14 protein-coding genes are annotated in these 17,508 nt (G+C 73.1%); all 14 read left to right on the top strand.

Annotated elements, in window-relative coordinates; genetic code table 11:
* Window positions 1-392 precede the first annotated feature (392 nt).
* The 14 genes from Sru01_RS30295 to rpmA all read left to right on the top strand — a co-directional run bounded on the left by Sru01_RS30295 (window position 393) and on the right by rpmA (window position 17,469).
* On the top strand, window positions 393-1,715 hold the full coding sequence (locus tag Sru01_RS30295; RefSeq protein WP_203992815.1) for a bifunctional folylpolyglutamate synthase/dihydrofolate synthase: 1,323 nt from the start codon (window positions 393-395) through the stop codon (window positions 1,713-1,715).
* Between the two features lie 122 nt (window positions 1,716-1,837).
* Window positions 1,838-2,170, top strand: coding sequence for a DUF4233 domain-containing protein (locus Sru01_RS30290; protein WP_203992813.1), 333 nt, complete (start codon window positions 1,838-1,840; stop codon window positions 2,168-2,170).
* 17 nt (window positions 2,171-2,187) lie between these two features.
* On the top strand, window positions 2,188-4,002 hold the full coding sequence (locus Sru01_RS30285; protein ID WP_203992810.1) for a hypothetical protein: 1,815 nt from the start codon (window positions 2,188-2,190) through the stop codon (window positions 4,000-4,002).
* Window positions 4,003-4,156: 154 nt separating this feature from the next.
* Window positions 4,157-4,567 carry a nucleoside-diphosphate kinase gene (gene ndk, locus Sru01_RS30280; RefSeq protein WP_203992807.1) on the top strand — a complete coding sequence of 137 codons (411 nt, stop codon included), beginning with the start codon at window positions 4,157-4,159 and terminating at the stop codon, window positions 4,565-4,567.
* 213 nt (window positions 4,568-4,780) lie between these two features.
* Entirely contained in the window at window positions 4,781-5,812 is a 1,032-nt protein-coding gene (locus tag Sru01_RS30275) for a rod shape-determining protein (RefSeq protein ID WP_203992804.1), read from the top strand.
* A gap of 22 nt (window positions 5,813-5,834) precedes the next feature.
* Window positions 5,835-6,896: a rod shape-determining protein MreC gene (gene mreC / locus Sru01_RS30270; RefSeq protein ID WP_203992801.1), complete on the top strand. Its 1,062-nt coding sequence runs from the start codon at window positions 5,835-5,837 to the stop codon at window positions 6,894-6,896.
* 37 nt (window positions 6,897-6,933) lie between these two features.
* Window positions 6,934-7,464 carry a rod shape-determining protein MreD gene (mreD, locus tag Sru01_RS30265; RefSeq protein WP_239137861.1) on the top strand — a complete coding sequence of 177 codons (531 nt, stop codon included), beginning with the start codon at window positions 6,934-6,936 and terminating at the stop codon, window positions 7,462-7,464.
* On the top strand, window positions 7,461-9,509 hold the full coding sequence (mrdA, locus tag Sru01_RS30260) for a penicillin-binding protein 2 (protein ID WP_203992797.1): 2,049 nt from the start codon (window positions 7,461-7,463) through the stop codon (window positions 9,507-9,509). Before mreD ends, mrdA begins: the two co-directional genes overlap by 4 nt.
* On the top strand, window positions 9,506-10,669 hold the full coding sequence (gene rodA / locus Sru01_RS30255; RefSeq protein WP_239137860.1) for a rod shape-determining protein RodA: 1,164 nt from the start codon (window positions 9,506-9,508) through the stop codon (window positions 10,667-10,669). The genes mrdA and rodA overlap by 4 nt, the downstream gene beginning before the upstream one ends.
* A gap of 72 nt (window positions 10,670-10,741) precedes the next feature.
* The gene (locus Sru01_RS30250; protein ID WP_203992794.1) at window positions 10,742-12,664 is read left to right on the top strand and encodes a TIGR03960 family B12-binding radical SAM protein; all 1,923 of its coding nucleotides are present in this window, start codon (window positions 10,742-10,744) and stop codon (window positions 12,662-12,664) included.
* A 169-nt stretch (window positions 12,665-12,833) separates the two neighbouring features.
* Window positions 12,834-13,589: a TIGR03936 family radical SAM-associated protein gene (locus Sru01_RS30245; protein WP_239137859.1), complete on the top strand. Its 756-nt coding sequence runs from the start codon at window positions 12,834-12,836 to the stop codon at window positions 13,587-13,589.
* A 108-nt stretch (window positions 13,590-13,697) separates the two neighbouring features.
* Window positions 13,698-16,697 carry an Rne/Rng family ribonuclease gene (locus tag Sru01_RS30240; RefSeq protein ID WP_203992792.1) on the top strand — a complete coding sequence of 1,000 codons (3,000 nt, stop codon included), beginning with the start codon at window positions 13,698-13,700 and terminating at the stop codon, window positions 16,695-16,697.
* A gap of 187 nt (window positions 16,698-16,884) precedes the next feature.
* Window positions 16,885-17,199 carry a 50S ribosomal protein L21 gene (gene rplU, locus Sru01_RS30235; protein ID WP_203992790.1) on the top strand — a complete coding sequence of 105 codons (315 nt, stop codon included), beginning with the start codon at window positions 16,885-16,887 and terminating at the stop codon, window positions 17,197-17,199.
* A gap of 12 nt (window positions 17,200-17,211) precedes the next feature.
* On the top strand, window positions 17,212-17,469 hold the full coding sequence (gene rpmA / locus Sru01_RS30230) for a 50S ribosomal protein L27 (RefSeq protein WP_203992788.1): 258 nt from the start codon (window positions 17,212-17,214) through the stop codon (window positions 17,467-17,469).
* Window positions 17,470-17,508: the final 39 nt, after the last annotated feature.

Here is a 17,508-nt window from a genome sequence, read left to right as displayed (position 1 = left end):
TTTTTAATAACGCAGAAAAGCCATCCACCATGTGGATGGCTTTTCTGCGTTATAGCGCATTCTGGCGGGGGTCGACCACGAGGCGTCATCGCGGATGCGAGGGGCGCCGTGCTACGCCGATGCGGCCATCCCGGCGGGGAGGGCCCTCAGCGGGTCCGGTGGCCCTGGCGCCGGGGGAGGCGCTTCGTCGCGGGCCCGGCGATGGCGCGGAATGCCCGGACGCTGTCCGAGGCGGATGCCGGCCGGTCGGCGCTTCGCGACGGCGGATCCGAGTGGTCGATGGTCTGGCGGGTGGCCTGACCGGTGTGTGGCCCGGGGCGGCGCCGAGGTGGGCCGGCCGGACCGGTGCGGGCCGTGGCATGAGGGCCGGCGATGGTAAGTAGGCTTCTGGTGTGGACTACCAGACGGTTGAAAAGGCGATCTTCCAGCGCGGCGTGGAGTGGGACATCGACCCGACGCTGGACCGCATCAACCTGGTGATGGACCTGCTCGGCCGGCCGCAGCAGGCGTACTCGGTGGTGCACATCACCGGCACCAACGGTAAGTCGAGCACCGCTCGGATGATCGACGCCCTGCTACGGGAACGCAACCTGCGCGTGGGCCGGTTCACCAGTCCGCACCTCACGTCCATCCGGGAGCGCATCAGCGTCGACGGGGAGCCGCTGAGTGAGGAGCGGTTCGTCCAGGTTTACGAAGATGTGCGTCCCTACCTCGACCTGGTCGACCAGCAGCAGGGGCGGCTGTCCTTCTTCGAGGTGCTGACCGCGATGGCGTTCGCCGCCTTCGCCGACGCTCCGGTGGACGTCGCGGTGGTCGAGGTCGGGATGGGCGGCACCTGGGACGCCACCAACGTGGCGGACGGCACGGTCGCCGTGGTCACCCCGATCTCGCTCGATCATGTCGATTACCTGGGCCCGGACATCGAGTCGATCGCCCGCGAGAAGGCCGGCATCATCAAGCCCGGCGGTACGGTGGTGCTGGCCCAGCAGCCGCTGGCCGCGGCGGAGGTGCTGATGCGGCGCGCGGCCGAGACCGGGGCCACCGTGGCCCGGGAAGGGCTGGAGTTCGGCGTCGCGCACCGCGAGGTGGCGATGGGCGGGCAGGTCCTGCGCCTGCAGGGCCTGAAGGGCGTCTACGAGGACGTCTTCCTGCCGCTCTACGGCGAGCACCAGGCCGGCAACGCGGCCTGCGCGCTGGCTGCCGTGGAGGCGATGACCGGCGGTGACGAGCCGCTGGGGGCCGAGCTGGTCGGGCAGGCGTTCGCTCAGATCACCTCGCCGGGGCGGCTAGAGGTTGTCCGCCGCGGGCCGACCGTGGTGGTCGACGCCGCGCACAATCCCGGCGCGATGCAGTCGGTCGTCATGGCGATGGAGGAGTCATTCCAGTTCAGCCGGCTCATCGGCGTCGTGGCGATGATGGCGGACAAGGACGTGGCCGGCGTTCTCGAGCTTCTCGAGCCGATCCTGGCGGAGATCGTGGTGACCCGGAACTCGTCGCCGCGTTCCATGGACGCCGAGGAACTGGCGGCGCTCGCCGAGGACGTCTTCGGCACCGAACGGGTGCACCAGGCGGCGCGGATCGACGACGCCATCGACATGGCGGTCGGGCTGGCCGAGGACACCGGCGAGTACAGCGGGGCCGGCGTGCTGATCACCGGTTCGGTGGTCACCGTCGGCGATGCCCGCGTGCTGCTCCGGGCGGCGGGTCCGCGGTGACGGTGCCTGACGCGGACGGGTCGGACACAAACGGGCCTGACGCGGACGGGCGTGACGCGGAGGGGCAGGGCACTGGAGCGGCCAGTGCATCGAGCAGGAGTGCGGAGAGGGCCGGCGGGGTGATGTTCAGCGTGACGCCGGGCATGCGGCGTCTGGGGGCGAGCGTGCTGGGCATGGAGGCCATCGTGCTCGGGCTGGTCACCCCGGTGGCCATCGTCGTCAACGGGGTCGCGCCCGGCGTCGCCGTGCCGGTAGGCCTGGGCCTGGCGGTGGCCTGCGTGGTGGTCGCCGGCCTCCTCAAACGGCCCTCCGCCTACATCGCCGGCAGCGTGGTTCAGGTGCTCGCCGTCGCGACCGGGTTCCTCGTGCCGATGATGTTCTTCCTCGGTGTGATCTTCGCGGCGCTGTGGGTCACAGCTATATTCGTCGCTCGACGTGTCGAGGGCGTGACCTAACGCTAAAGTCGGCCGGTATGGCCGTCCCCCCACTTCACGCGGCGGATCTGCCGGTTCCCGGCCGGTCCCGCCCGCGGTTCTTGCTGCGCGACATCCTCGCCGGGACGCTGGCCGTCCTCGGGCTGCCACTGGCGATCGTCACCATTCCCAACACCATGTCCATCGTCGCCGGACTGCTGCCGCCCGAGCTGGTCGGTGACGGCATCTTGCGCGCGCACGGGCTGGCCCTGCCGGTGATGCTGGGCGCCGTACCGCCGGCCGCGATGGTGCTGCGCCGGGTCTCGCCCGCGTCGCTGCTGATGGCCGGTCTGGCTTTGCTGGCGGCGGCCGATGTCGCCGGCGGGGTCGCCGCGTCCATCTGGTCGGTCGGCCTGGTGCGGGGGCTGCACGGCCTGGGTGCGGGCCTGGTGCTGCCCGCCACGCTGGCCATCTGCCGGCGGAGCCGTGGCACGGGCGGCGGCGCGCTGGTGGCGGTGTGGGCGGCATCGCTGGCGGTGAGCCTGCTGGCCGCCCAGGCGCTGGCCCTGTGGCCGCTGAACGGGGTGACGTCCTGGCGAGTGGCGTTGCAGCCCTACCCGCTGCCCACCGGGTTGGCCCTCGCGCTCGCCGCGGTGTTCCTGGTGCTCTCCCGGCTGGACGGCGATCCGGCCGGGACGCCGCCGGGGAGTGCGGCGGGGCGCGAGGCCGGCGCGGATCCGGCCGACGAGGCGGCGCCCGCCATGTGGTCCGCGAGGTCCGGGCGGCGGGCCGGTGCGCGCGGCCGGTCCTGGCGATGGGCGGACGGGCGGCCGGGGCTCGCGCTGGCACCGTCCGCCGGGCTCGCAGCCCTCGCCGTCGGTGCCGTCTTCAGCCAGCAGGCCGAGGTGATCACCGGTGCGGCAGTGCTCGCGGTGGCGGTGCTGGTCGGCACGATATGGGCTGCCCGGCCCTGGCACGGCGCCGGCCTGCTGCCGGTCGTGACCCTGCCCGCCGTGGGCTTGGCCGTCCTGCCCGCCGCGGCCCAGTTGACCTACGTGGAGCTCGCCGGTCTCGGTGGTCCGGGGCTGTCCGCGATGTGGAGAGGGTTCGCCGTCGCCATGGGCGTGGCCTCGGTGCTCGCCCTGACGGCCGCCCGGGCCGGCCGGGCGCGGTGGCCCCGATTGCTCGGCGGCGGGCTGGTGGCCATGGTGCTCGGGCTATGTGCGGTCCGGCTGGTCGTCCCGGCGGCGTCCGGTGGGCCGCTGCTCGCGCCGCTCGTTCTGCTGGCCGGCGGCGCCGCGGTGGCGGTCACCGTGGCGATGCGCTCCGTGCCAGAGCGAACGGCGATGTTCGGGCTGTCGTTGTGCTTGCCCGCGATGCTGGCCGGGATCCTGGTCGGTGCCGGCATCCAGGTGCGATGGTTGCGCGCGGCCGGCAGATCGGGCGCAGTGACCTCGCAGGCCATGCTGGACGGCTTCGTCGGGGCCCTGCACGTCTGGGCGTTGGCGGCCGGCTTCACGGTGGTCGCCGTGCTGGTCCTCAGCGCGCTGGCGGCCGGACGCGAGGGGGTGAGCGCGCTCGCGGGCCTGGCGCCGCCCGCCGGGCCCATCGCACCCGCGGAGTCCGCTCCGGCGGCGGGTGTCCGGGCGGGACGGCCGGACGTCCGGGTCGCCGGCTCCGCCATCGGTGACACCGCGCCCATGCCGTGCGACGCCGCACCGGCCACCGAGCCGTGGCCTGCCGTGCCGGTCGGCGGGACGGCCGCGCCGGAGGCGGCGCAGCGGCCGGCCGTCACCGAACCGCGGCCGGGCGGCTCCGGCGGGCCGGGTGACCGGCGAGCCGGACGCCCGGTGGAACCGGACCCGGGCGGGTGACCAGGGCCCGGTACCGGTGGACGGCGGCCGGCCCCGGGCCGGGCGGCCGAGCGCGGAGGGGCGGGGTGTGGCGAGCCGGTAAGCTGCGCACACGCTTCCCCTCTTGTCGAGCCTGTCCCGTGCGGCGGCCGACGATCACAATGAAGGAGATACTGTGTCCGAGCGCACGCTTGTCCTGATCAAGCCCGACGGTGTCCGCCGTGGCCTCATCGGTGACGTGGTCGCGCGCGTGGAGCGCAAGGGCCTGAAGATCGTGGCCATGGACCTCCGCACGCTCGACGCCGAGACCGCCAAGGCCCACTACGGGGAGCACGCGGAAAAGCCGTTCTTCGGCGAGCTCGTCGAGTTCATCACCGGTGGCCCGCTGGTCGCCATGGTCCTGGAGGGCCCGCGGGCCGTCGAGGCGTTCCGCGCGCTGGCCGGCGCCACCGACCCGGTGAAGTCGGCGCCGGGCACCATCCGCGGCGACCACGCCCTGGAGATCGGCGAGAACATCGTGCACGGCTCCGACTCGCCGGAGTCGGCGGCCCGCGAGGTGAAGCTGTTCTTCCCCGACCGCTTCTGAGACTCCGCGCGACCGGTCCGCGGTCGCGCCGCCCCGGCTGAGCGGGCGAAGGCCCCGGTGTGCGCCGCCGGGGCCTTCGTGCGTTCCGGCGACGGAGCGACAAGTTTTTTCCCAGCTGGACGGCTCGTTGCCCTCGCGCGTGGGTACGTCACGTTACGATGCGAATGCGAAACGTAATCACTCGCGACGACCTGAAGGAAGGTCTCCTTCCCCATGGGTAGCAAGCTGGCTTTCCTCGGCCGTGACATGGCCGTCGACCTCGGCACGGCCAACACGCTGGTCTACGTGCGAGGACGCGGCATCGTGCTCAACGAGCCATCGGTGGTGGCGATCAACACGTCCACCGGCAAGATCGTGGCGGTGGGCATCGAGGCGAAGCGCATGATCGGCCGGACGCCGGGCAACATCGTGGCCATCCGCCCGCTGAAGGACGGCGTCATCGCCGACTTCGACGTCACCGAGCGCATGCTGCGCTATTTCATCCAGCGGGTGCACAAGCGCCGCCACTTCGCCAAGCCCCGCATCATCGTGGCCGTGCCGAGCGGCATCACCGGCGTGGAGCAACGGGCGGTGAAGGAGGCCGGCTACCAGGCGGGGGCCCGCCGCGTCTACATCATCGAAGAGCCGATGGCGGCGGCGATCGGGGCCCGGCTGCCGGTGCACGAGCCGACCGGGAACATGGTCGTCGACATCGGGGGCGGCACGACCGAGGTGGCGATCATCTCGATGGGCGGCATCGTGACGAGCCAGTCCATCCGGGTGGGCGGTGACGAGCTGGACCAGGCCATCATCGCGTTCGCCAAGAAGGAGTACTCCCTGATGCTGGGGGAGCGCACCGCCGAAGAGATCAAGATCGCGATCGGGTCCGCCGGCCCCTCCGACGACGACTGCCACGCCGAGATCCGGGGGCGCGACCTGGTCACCGGCCTGCCCAAGACGATCGTGGTGTCCGCCGACGAGATCCGCAAGGCCACCGAGGAGCCGCTCAAGTGCATCGTGGACGCGGTGAAGTCCACCCTGGACAAGTGTCCTCCCGAACTGTCGGGTGACCTGATGGACCGCGGAGTGGCGCTGACCGGGGGCGGTGCCCTGCTCAAGGGCATGGACGACCGGCTGCGCGAGGAGACCGGCATGCCCATCCACCTGGTGGACAACCCCCTCGACTCGGTGGCCCTGGGGTCGGGCAAGTGCGTGGAGGAGTTCGAGGCCCTGCAGCAGGTGCTGGTCCCCGAGCCGAGACATTGATGGGGCCGGGGGGCCGATACCGATGAGGGATACCCGCCGCGCGCGGTTCGTCCTCGGGGTGCTGCTGGTCGTGTCCCTGGTGCTGATCACCATCGACCACCGGCGGCATCATGACTCCTTGTTCGACCCGGTGCGCGGCGCCGCGGGGTCCCTGTTCGGCGTCGCGGAGCGGGCCGGCACCGAGCTGGTCCGTCCGGTCGCCGACTTCGCCCGCATGATCGGTGGTGCGCCGGAGGCGGGCCGGCGGATCGACGGGCTGCGCGCGGAGAACGCGCGGCTGCGCCGGGACCTGGCCGTCGCGACGCTGGACCGGCACCGGTCGGCGGAGCTGTCGAGCATGCTCGGGCTGTCCGGCCTCGGCGGGTACCGGGTGGTCGCGGCCCAGGTCATCGCCCGGCGCGGCGTGCCGGGGTTCGAGGACGCGGTGGAGATCGACGCTGGCTCCGCGGACGGCGTCCGGGCGGAGATGACGGTGCTGAACGGTGATGGCCTGGTCGGCCGGGTCGTGCGCGCCGGCCCCATGACGTCCGCGGTGGTCCTGCTCACCGACCCGGCCTCCGCGGCGGGGGCGCGGTTGGAGGGGAACAACGAGGTCGGCGTGGTGAACGGGCTCGGTCCCGAGGCCGAAGGGCGGCTGATCCGGTTCCGGGTGCTGGACTCGGCGGCCTCGCTGGCAGCGGGGCGGCGCATCGTCAGCTTCGGCTCCCAGGAGGGCCGGCCGTACGTGGCCGGGGTGCCGGTCGGCACCATCGAACGGGTGGAGGCCACTCCCGGCGAGCTGACCCGGGTGGCCTACGCGCGGCCGTTCGTCGACTTCACCGCGCTGGACGTGGTGGGCGTGGTGGTCGCCGCGCCGCGCCGGGATCCCCGGGACGCGATGCTGCCGCCCCGGCCGGCCCGGCCGCCCGCCCCGGCGCCGAAGCCGCCGGCTCCGGCGCCTCGCCCGGCCCCAGTGGCGCCGTCCGCGGCGCCCAGCGCCCGGGCGGGCACCCCCGACGGCACTCCTGCCCCGGCGGGCACCCCCACTCCACCGGGACCGGATCGCTCCGAGCGCGGCCGATCGGAGGGCCAGGTGGGGGACTAGGGACGGCGGCGAGGCATGAGCGAGAGGACTTGAGGGCGTGATCCGAGCGATGGCGGCGGTACTGCTCGGGGCCTTGATCATGATCGTGCAGGTCACCATCGTGAACCGTCTCCCGCTACCGGGCGGGGGCGGTCCGGACCTGATCCTCATGGGGGTCGTGATGTTCGCGCTGGCGCGGGGGGCGGTGCCCGGCGGTGTCACCGGTTTCGTGGTGGGCCTGGTCACCGACGTGCTGCCGCCCGCCGCGCACGTGATGGGCCAGTACGCCCTGGTGTTCTGCGTGGTGGGCTTCCTGGTCGGCCGGGCCGCGGAGCGGGCGCCCGGCTCGTCGGCGCTGACGGTGATCCTCGCGGTGCTGGCCGCCCCGCTGCTGGCGGCCGGGGTGGGCGGGCTGATCGGCGATCCCCGGGCCGGCTGGGGGGCGCTGCTGCGGGTGTGGCCCTCGCTGGTGATGTACAACCTGGTGGTCGCGGCGCTGGCCTTCTGGGCGGTGTCCCGGTTCTCCGGTGAACGCCCCCGTCGCGCGGCCGTGCCCACCGGTTCCTATCCGGCCCGGAGGCGGGTGTGAACCGGGTCAGGGCCAGGCTGGTGGTCCTGCAGTTCGTGGTGCTGAGCCTGGTGGCGGCGCTCGGCGTGCGCCTGTGGCAGGTGCAGGTGGTGCGCGGCCCGGAGTTCGCGGTGGCGGCCACCGAGACCCGTACCCGGGACGTGATCGTCCCGGCGGTCCGCGGCCCGATCCTGGACGCCGCGGGCCGGCCGCTGGTGCGCAACCGCACGGCGCTGGTGGTCTCGGTCGACCGGGCCGAGTTGGAGCGGATGCGCGACGGCGGGGCCCGGGTGCTCGGCCGGCTGGCCGCGGTGCTCGGCCGGCCGGCCAGGGAGCTGCGCCAGCGCATCCGCCCGTGCGGGCCCCGCGTCACCCGGCCCTGCTGGCCGGGGTCGCTGTACTCGCCGATCCCCATCGACGACCGGGTCACCCCGCGCCAGGCGCTGCAGATCCTGGAGCGGCAGGAGGATTTCCCCGGCGTGCTGGCCGAGGTGCAGGCCGTCCGCGACTATCCCCTGGGCTCCGGCGCGGCCCAGACGCTGGGCTACCTGCAGCCGGTGACCGAGGAGGAGCTGAAGAAGAGGTCGACGCTCAAGGCGAACTTCTCCGGGGTCGACCTGGTCGGCCGGGACGGGCTGGAGTACGTCTACGACGAGGCGCTGCGGGGGGCGCCGGGGCTGCGCCGGGTCCAGGTGGACCGGATGGGCAAGGTGCTCGGCGTGGAGCGCCAGACCGCCTCCGAACCGGGCGCCATCCTGATCACCAACATGGACGCGGGGGTGCAGCGGGTGGTGGACCAGGCGCTCGCCCACGCGATGAAGAACGCGCCGAAGGCCGACGGCGCCGCCGCCGTGGTGCTGGACGTGAAGACCGGCGGGGTGATCGCGCTCGGCAGCATGCCCACCTACGACCCGGCGATCTGGGCGGGCGGGATCGCCGAGAAGGACTACCGGCGGCTGCTGTCGGAGAAGGCCGGCCTGCCGCTGGTCTCCCGCGCCACCCACGGGCAGTACGCCCCGGGGTCGACCTTCAAGATCTCCTCGGTGTCGGCGATGATCCGCGACGGCTACCCGCTGCGCGGCAAGTACGACTGCCCGGGCGCCTACGACGTCGCGGGCGGCGTCTTCCACAACTTCCACGGCATCGGCATGGGCGTCATCGACCTGCACACGGCGCTGGTGAAGTCGTGCGACACGGTCTTCTACCGGGCGGCGTACGAGATGTGGCGGCGGGACGGCGGGCTGACCCCGGTCCGGCATCCCAAGGAGCCGATGACGGCCACCGCCCGGGCGTTCGGTTTCGGCCGCCGGACCGGCATCGACCTGCCCGGCGAGGTGCCCGGCCGGGTCCCGGGCCGGGGCTGGAAGAAGGAGATGTGGGCGGCGACCAAGGACCTGGCCTGCCACCGCGCCCGGACCGGCTACCCGGAGGTGGAGAAGACGAATCCGGGGCGTGCGAGCTACCTCAAGCGGCTGGCCCACGAGAACTGCGTGGAGGGATTCGAGTGGAAGGCCGCCGAGGCGGCCAACCTGTCCATCGGGCAGGGTGATGTGCTGGTGACGCCGCTGCAGCTCGCCGTCGCCTACGCGGCGCTGGTCGGCGACGGCAGGCTGCGCAGCCCGCGGATCGCCAAGGCCCTGGTCAGCCCGGACGGCACCCGGGTTCAGGAGATCAAGGCGCCGGTGGTGGGACGGTTGCCGGTCGACCGGGAGACCCGCGACTACATCCGGGCCGCGCTCAGCGAGGTGACCTCGGACGGCACCGCGGCCGGCGCGTTCGGTGGCTTCCCGATGAACGTGGTCAAGATCGGCGGCAAGACCGGTACCGCGGAGGTGTACGGCAAGGAGGACACCTCGTGGTTCGCCTCGTTCGCCCCGGCCGGCGACCCCCGCTTCGTGGTCGTGGTGACGATCTCGCAGGGCGGCCAGGGCGCCATGGCGGCCGCGCCGGCCGCCCGCGAGATCTACGAGGGCATCTACGGGATCAAGGGCACCGCCGCGCTGCCGGGCGGCCGGCCGGTCGAGCGGCTGCCGAAGATCCGCAGGGACGGGACGGTGGTCCGGTGAGCCAGGCGGTCGGCCCGCGCCGCCGGTCGATGGTCCGGCGGGCCGTCGGCACGCGTTCGATGGTGTGGCGCGCCGACGGTGTCATGCTGGTGGCCGTGCTGGCCCTGTCGGTGGTCGGCACCCTGCTGGTGTGGTCCTCCACCCGCACCTGGACGCCGGGCGCGCCGGCGGGCATGGTCAAGAAGCACGTCCTCAACCTGGTGATCGGCTGGGTGCTGTGCGGGGTGACCGCGCTGGCCGGCCCGCGGACGCTGCGTGCCTACGCGCCGGTGGTGTACGGGGTCTCGCTGCTCGGCCTGCTCGCGGTGATCACCCCGCTCGGGTCGACGATCAACGGATCGCACTCGTGGATCCTGCTCGGCGGCGGGTTCGCCGTGCAGCCGTCCGAGCTGGCCAAGCCGGCGCTGATCCTCATGCTCGGCACGCTGCTGGCCGAGCCGGTGCCGGGCACCGACCGGCCCCGGCCGCTGGACCTGGTCCTGGGGCTGGCGGCGGCGGGTATCGCGATGGGCCTGGTCATGCTGCAGCCGGACTTCGGCACCACCATGGTGCTGGCCGTGATCACCGCCGCCGCCATGATCTTCGCTGGACTGCGCAAGCGCTACGTGGCCGGACTTGGCGTGCTGGCCCTGGCCGGGGCCGCGGCGGTGTGGCTGCTGGGCCTGCTCAAGCCCTACCAGGTGGCCCGGTTCACCGCCTTCCTCGACCCGGCCAACGATCCCCGCGGCGCCGGGTACAACAGCACCCAGTCACTGATCGCCATCGGCTCGGGCGAGATCTTCGGCAAGGGGTTGTTCCACGGCGGGCAGACCACCGGCCGGTTCGTGCCCGAGCAGCACACCGACTTCATCTTCACCGTGGCGGGGGAGGAGTTCGGATTCCTCGGCGCGATCACCGTGGTGGCGCTGCTCGGCGTGGTGCTGCTGCGCGGGCTGCGGATCGCCCGGCAGTGCGAGGACCGGTTCGGCGCGCTGGTCGCCGGCGGCGTCATCTGCTGGTTCGCCTTCCAGGTCTTCATCAACATCGGCATGACGATCGGCATCATGCCGATCACCGGGGTGCCGCTGCCGTTCGTCTCCTACGGCGGCACCGCCACGTTCGCCAACATGATCGCGATCGGCGTGCTGCAGGCCTTGCACGTCCGCACCCGGTCGTTCTGACCGGCCCGGCGGGCCGGGCGGCGGCCGGCCGGCTGGCGCGAGCCCTCGCGGGCAGGAACTACCCTTGTTCACATGTCTGTCGAGTCGCTGTTCCCTCGCCTGGAAGCGCTGCTGCCGAAGGTGCAGAAGCCCATCCAGTACGTGGGGGGTGAGCTCAATTCGACCGTCAGGGACTGGGACGAGGCCGCGGTCCGCTGGGCGCTGATGTATCCGGACGCCTACGAGGTGGGCCTGCCCAACCAGGGCGTGCAGATCCTTTACGAGATCCTCAACGAGCTGCCCGGCACGCTGGCCGAGCGCACCTACGCGGTCTGGCCGGATCTCGAGGCGTTGATGCGCGAGCACGGCGTGCCGCAGTTCACCGTCGACGCGCACCGGCCGGTGCGGGCGTTCGACGTGCTGGGCGTCTCGTTCGCCACCGAACTCGGCTACACCAATCTGCTCACCGCCCTCGATCTGGCCGGCATCCCGCTGGCGGCGGCCGAGCGCGGCGAGGACGACCCGATCGTGCTGGCCGGCGGGCACGCGGCGTTCAACCCCGAGCCGGTCGCCGAGTTCCTGGACGCCGCGGTGCTGGGCGACGGCGAGCAGATCGCCATCGCGATCTCCGAGGTCGTCCGCGAGTGGAAGGCCGAGGGACGGCCGGGCGGGCGCGACGAGCTGCTGATGCGCCTGGCCTCGACCGGCGGGGTGTACGTCCCGAAGTTCTACGACGTCGAATACCACCCCGACGGCCGGATCCGCCGGGTGGCGCCGAACCGGCCGGGCGTGCCGTGGCGGGTGCAGAAGCACACCGTCATGGACCTGGACGAGTGGCCCTATCCGAAGAAGCCGCTGGTGCCGCTGGCCGAGACCGTGCACGAGCGGTTCAGCGTCGAGATCTTCCGCGGCTGCACCCGCGGGTGCCGGTTCTGCCAGGCCGGGATGATCACCCGTCCGGTGCGGGAGCGGTCGATCACCACGATCGGCGACATGGTGGAGGTCGGCGTCAAGGAGTCCGGCTTCAACGAGGTCGGCCTGCTCTCCCTGTCCAGCGCCGACCACTCGGAGATCGCCGAGGTGGCCAAGGGGCTGGCCGACCGCTACGAGGGCACCAACACCAGCCTGTCGCTGCCGTCCACCCGGGTGGACGCGTTCAACATCGATCTGGCCAACGAGTTCTCCCGCAACGGCCGCCGCTCGGGGCTGACGTTCGCTCCCGAGGGCGGGTCGGAGCGCATGCGCAAGGTGATCAACAAGATGGTCACCGAGGAGGACCTCATCCGGACCGTCACCGCCGCCTACTCCCAGGGCTGGCGGCAGGTGAAGCTGTACTTCATGTGCGGCCTGCCCACCGAGACCGACGAGGACGTGCTCGGCATCGCCGACCTGGCCAAGAAGGTCATCAAGGCCGGCCGCGAGATCACCGGGTCCCGCGACATCAGGTGCACCGTCTCCATCGGCGGGTTCGTGCCCAAGCCGCACACCCCGTTCCAGTGGGCCGCCCAGTGCGACCACGAGACGGTCGACGGCCGGCTGCGCAAGCTGCGGGACGCGCTGCGCGGCGACAAGGAGTTCGGCCGGGCGATCGGCTACCGCTACCACGACGGCAAACCGTCGATCATCGAGGGCCTGCTGTCCCGCGGCGACCGCCGGGTCGGCAAGGTCATCCGGGCGGTGTGGGCGGACGGCGGCCGGTTCGACGGCTGGAGCGAGCACTTCTCCTACGAGCGGTGGATGTCCTGCGCCGAGCGCGCGCTGGCCGAGGAGCCGGTGGACGTCGACTGGTACACCGTCCGGGAGCGCGACGAGGTCGAGGTGCTGCCCTGGGACCACCTGGACGCCGGGCTGGACCGCGAGTGGCTGTGGCAGGACTGGCAGGACGCCGTCTCGGGGGCCGAGGTCGAGGACTGCCGGTGGACTCCCTGCTACGACTGCGGCGTCTGTCCCACCATGGGGACCGAGATCCAGATCGGCCCCACCGGCCGTAAGCTCCTCCCGCTCACGGTCGTCTGACGCCCCGGAGGGAAGCAAACACCGCCGGTGGCCGTTGACAGAACAGGCGCGGCCACGTTCCGCGCCGGCGACCGGCCGGCGCCGGCCGCCGCGACGGCGGCCGGCGGGTGACAGAGGAAGGATGACTTAGCTGAAGAACCCCGTTCCTGATGGACCACCGCCCGCGCCCGTGGTGCAGCGCCTCCGCGTGCGCTACGCCAAGCGCGGCCGCCTGCGGTTCACCAGCCACCGCGACATATCGCGCGCCATCGAGAGAGCGGTGCGCAGAGCCGGCATCCCCGTCGCGTTCAGCGCGGGTTTCACCCCCCATCCCAAGATCTCCTATGCGGGAGCCGCCCCCACCGGGGTGGCCAGCGAGGCCGAGTACCTCGAGATCGGTGTCGTGTCCGCCTGCGAGCCCGAGCGACTGCGCGCCGAGCTGGACGCGTCGCTCCCGCCCGGCCTGGACGTCGTCGACGTCGTCGAGGCGCGATCCGGCGGCCTGGCCGACCGGCTGGAGTGCTCGGTGTGGCAGATCAGGCTGCCCGGGGCCTCCCCGGCGGAGGCCGAGGCCGCGGTGGCGCTGTTCATGGCGGCCGGCACCGTGGAGGTCGAGCGGCTGACCAAGAAGGGCCCGCGCCGCTTCGACGCCCGCACGGCCGTCGTCACCCTGACGGCCGGTGGGGTTCCGGACGGGGATCCGCATCACCCATGTGCGATACTGCGTATGGTCGTCCGGCACGTCACGCCTGCCGTGCGACCCGACGACGTGCTCACGGGTCTGCGTCTTGTGGCAGGTTTCGCGCCGCCGTCACCCCCCGCGGTGACCAGGCTGGCGCAGGGACCGCTCGACGCGCGCACCGGTGAGACCGCCGACCCGCTCGACCTGGACCGCGACGTTCGCGGCGGCGAGCCGGGGCCGGCTGTGCACGCCGGCGACCACTGATGAACAGACTTGGCGTCGGGCCCCGCGAGGCGGTCTGGCGTACAGCGAGAGACGAGAGCTCCCGCGCGGCGCGGTGACGCGCCCGGGAGCTGACGGGAGAACGCCCGCATGCTCGATAACGAGCCCATCGTCGGGGCCGCCGGCCTCGACGGGGATGCGACAGCACAGGAGACCAAGCCGGTCCGCCGCCGCCGGGCGGCGAGCCGCCCGGCGGGCCCGCCGCCGGAGGACCTCGAGGTCACCGCCGGTCCGCCGGCCCCGACCGTGGTGCCGCCGGCCCCGGCCGGCCCTTCGGAGACCGGCGACGAGACCGCGCACGAGCCCCCGGCGCAGGTGGCGCCGGACGGCGTGCAGCAGGCCGCGCCGGAGGCGCCGCCCGCCGAGGCGCCCCGGGCCACCCGCTCCCGCCGCGCGACCGCGCGGGACGGCGAGCCGGCGCCGGCGCGGCGCCGCGCGACCCGCAAGGCCGCTCCGCCGCCGGAGGAGCCGGCCGCGACCGCCGAGCCCGCCGCCCCGGCCCCGCCCGTGACGCCGGCCGAGTCCGGCACGCCGGCCGAGCCCGCCGCCCCGGCCCAGCCGGTCGCCGAGCCGGCCGCCGTGGAGGCTCCGGCCGCGCCGGTCCGCCGCCGGCGTACCCGCAAGACCGCCGAGCCCGCCGAATCCGCCGGATCCGCCGAATCCGCCCGGCCCGCCGAGCCGGCGCCGCCCGCCGAACAGGCTCAGCCGGCCGCCACGGCGCCGGCCGGGGCCGGCGGGGCCACTCCGGATGTCACGGAACGCTCCACGCCGGCGGGCGAGGACGCCGCCGTGGCGGTCCCGGTCGAGGAGACCATCGCGGCCGCCCTCGCCGAGGAGGCTCTGGACGACGAGCCGGCCGGCGAGGAGATCATCGAGGAGGGCGCGCCGCAGGGCTCGCTGTTCGCCGACCCGTTCGGGGTCGGTGCCCGAGCGCGGGCCGCCGCCGCGCCGCCGGTCTCCTTCCAGGCGCCGGCCGCGGTGTTCCAGCCGATCTTCCAGGCGCCCGAGCCGCGGGTCTTCGTGCCGCCGGCCGCGCCCGAGACGCCGGCCCGCCGGCCCGCCGGACCGGTGGACGAGCCGGTCGCCACCGACGCCGCGGACGGCACGGACGCCGGGGAGGCCGAGGAGACCGCCGAGCCGCTCGGCTACGACGAGGACGACGAGACCGAGGGCGGCCGCCGCCGGCGCCGCCGCCGGGGCGGCCGCGGGCGCGGAAAGGCCCGCGAGCTGGACGAGTCCGGCGATGCCGAGGAGCCGGGGGAGTTCGGCGAGTCCGAGGACACCGGTGAGGCCGCCGGGGATGACGACCGGGAGGGCTCCGGCCGCGAGGAGGAGGCCGAGGAGAGCGGCTCCTCGCGCCGCCGCCGGCGGCGCCGCCGGCGCAGCGGTGACGCCGACGAGACGCCCGCCGACGAGCCGCCGAACACCGTGACCCGGATCCGGGCGCCGCGGGCCGGCCGGACCACCTCGGTGGACCAGGTGCAGGGTTTCCGCGGCTCCACCCGGCTGGAGGCCAAGAAGCAGCGGCGCCGCGAGGGTCGCGAGCAGGGCCGCCGCCGGCCGCCCGTGATCACCGAGTCGGAGTTCCTGGCCCGCCGCGAGTCGGTCGAGCGCGTGATGGTGGTGCGCCGCCAGGCCGGCCGCACCCAGATCGCGGTGATGGAGGACGGAGTGCTCGTCGAGCACTACGTCGACCGCGAGGCCGGCCAGTCCTACGTGGGCAACGTGTACCTCGGCAAGGTGCAGAACGTGCTGCCCTCGATGGAGGCCGCCTTCATCGACATCGGCAAGGGCCGTAACGCCGTGCTGTACGCCGGCGAGGTGAACTTCGACACCGCCGGGCTGGAGGGCCAGCCCAAGCGCATCGAGGTGGCGCTCAAGTCCGGCCAGTCGGTGCTGGTCCAGGTGACCAAGGATCCGATGGGCCACAAGGGCGCCCGGCTGACCAGCCAGATCAGCCTGCCGGGCCGCTATCTGGTCTACGTGCCGGACGGCTCGATGACCGGCATCAGCCGCAAGCTGCCCGACAAGGAGCGCAGCCGGCTGAAGAGCATCCTGAAGAAGGTCATGCCGGAGAACGCCGGCGTGATCGTGCGCACCGCCGCCGAGGGGGCCTCGGAGGAGGAGCTCAGCCGCGACGTCGCCCGCCTGGCCGCCCAGTGGGAGAACATCCAGCGCAAGGCCAAGTCGGCCGGCCCGCCGGAACTGCTGTACTCCGAGCCCGACCTGACCATCCGGGTCGTGCGCGACGTGTTCAACGAGGACTTCGCCTCGCTGGTCGTGGCCGGCGACGAGGTGTGGGGCACGGTGGACGAGTACGTCCGCTACGTCGCCCCGCACCTGGTCGACCGCCTCACCCGGTGGGAGGAGGGCGACGTCTTCGCCGCCTACCGCATCGACGAGCAGATCGCCAAGGCCATGGAGCGCAAGGTCTGGCTGCCGAGCGGCGGATCGCTGGTGATCGACCGTACCGAGGCGATGACCGTGGTCGATGTGAACACCGGCAAGTTCACCGGCCAGGGCGGCAACCTCGAGGAGACCGTCACCCGCAACAACCTGGAGGCGGCCGAGGAGATCGTCCGGCAGCTGCGGCTGCGGGACATCGGTGGCATCATCGTCGTCGACTTCATCGACATGGTGCTGGAGAGCAACCGTGACCTGGTGCTGCGGCGCATGCTGGAGTGCCTGGCCCGGGACCGCACCAAGCACCAGGTGGCCGAGGTCACCTCGCTCGGCCTGGTGCAGATGACCCGCAAGCGGGTCGGGCAGGGGCTGCTGGAGGCGTTCTCCACGCCGTGCGACTGCTGCAACGGCAGAGGGCTGATCGTCTCGGCCGAACCGGTCGAGGGCCGGCCCGAGCCGCGCGGCACCCAGGGCAAGATGGCGGTGGAGAAGGCCGTGGCCGAGAAGCTGGAGAAGTCCGGCCGCCCGGCCAAGGAGGCCGCCCCGGCGGTCGCCGCCAATGGGGAGGCCGCGCGTGACAGCGTGACCGGCGCGGTGGCCGGCGGTGGCGAGGAGGCCGAACAGCCCGCCGGCCGGGCGCGGCGGCGGTCGCGCAAGGCCACCCGCCCGGCCGGGCCGGTCGAGTAGCCGTAAGGCCGGCGCGCCGCCCCGGTTCGACCAAGGGCCCCGGTTTCCGGTATCCTGGTCAACCGGTGCGCCAGGCGGCGCGCCTGGCTTCGCGCGCCTCCCCGGTTCGCCGGTCGTTCAACGACGGGAGCCGGATGCGAGAGGCGCGGCGTTCAGCGAGAGCAATCAGCCAGAGAAGGGTTCCGCGGTGTACGCGATCGTTCGTTGCGGCGGCAGGCAGCAGAAGGTCTCCGTCGGTGACGTCCTCGAGGTGGACAAGGTCGCCGGTGAGGTCGGCTCCACGGTGTCGCTGTCGCCGGTGCTCGTCGTCAACGACGGCGACGTCACCAGCGATGCTGCTTCGCTTGGCAAGTTCGAGGTGACCGCCGAGATTCTCGGCGAGACCAAGGGCCCCAAGATCCGCATCCTCAAGTACAAGAACAAGACCGGTTACAAGAAGCGCCAGGGTCACCGCCAGCGGTACACCCAGGTGAAGGTCACCGGCATCAACCACGGGAAGTAGTGGTAGCTGACCATGGCACACAAGAAGGGCGCCTCGTCCACCCGGAACGGCCGTGACTCCAACGCCCAGCGGCTCGGTGTCAAGCGGTTCGGTGGCCAGCTGGTGAGCGCCGGCGAGATCATCGTCCGTCAGCGCGGCACCCACTTCCACCCGGGTGACAACGTCGGCCGTGGCGGTGACGACACGCTGTTCGCGCTCGTCGCGGGCCACGTGCAGTTCGGCAACAAGCGCGGCCGTCGCGCCGTCAGCATCGTCCCGGCCGCGGAGTAGATCCGCCGGCGGGAACAGGCCGCCGCCACCCTTGTGGCG

This window comes from Sphaerisporangium rufum (assembly GCF_016863395.1).
Classification (GTDB): Bacteria; Actinomycetota; Actinomycetes; order Streptosporangiales; family Streptosporangiaceae; genus Sphaerisporangium; species Sphaerisporangium rufum.
Note: the sequence above shows the minus strand (reverse complement) of the source record. Positions and strands in the feature narration are given on the sequence as shown.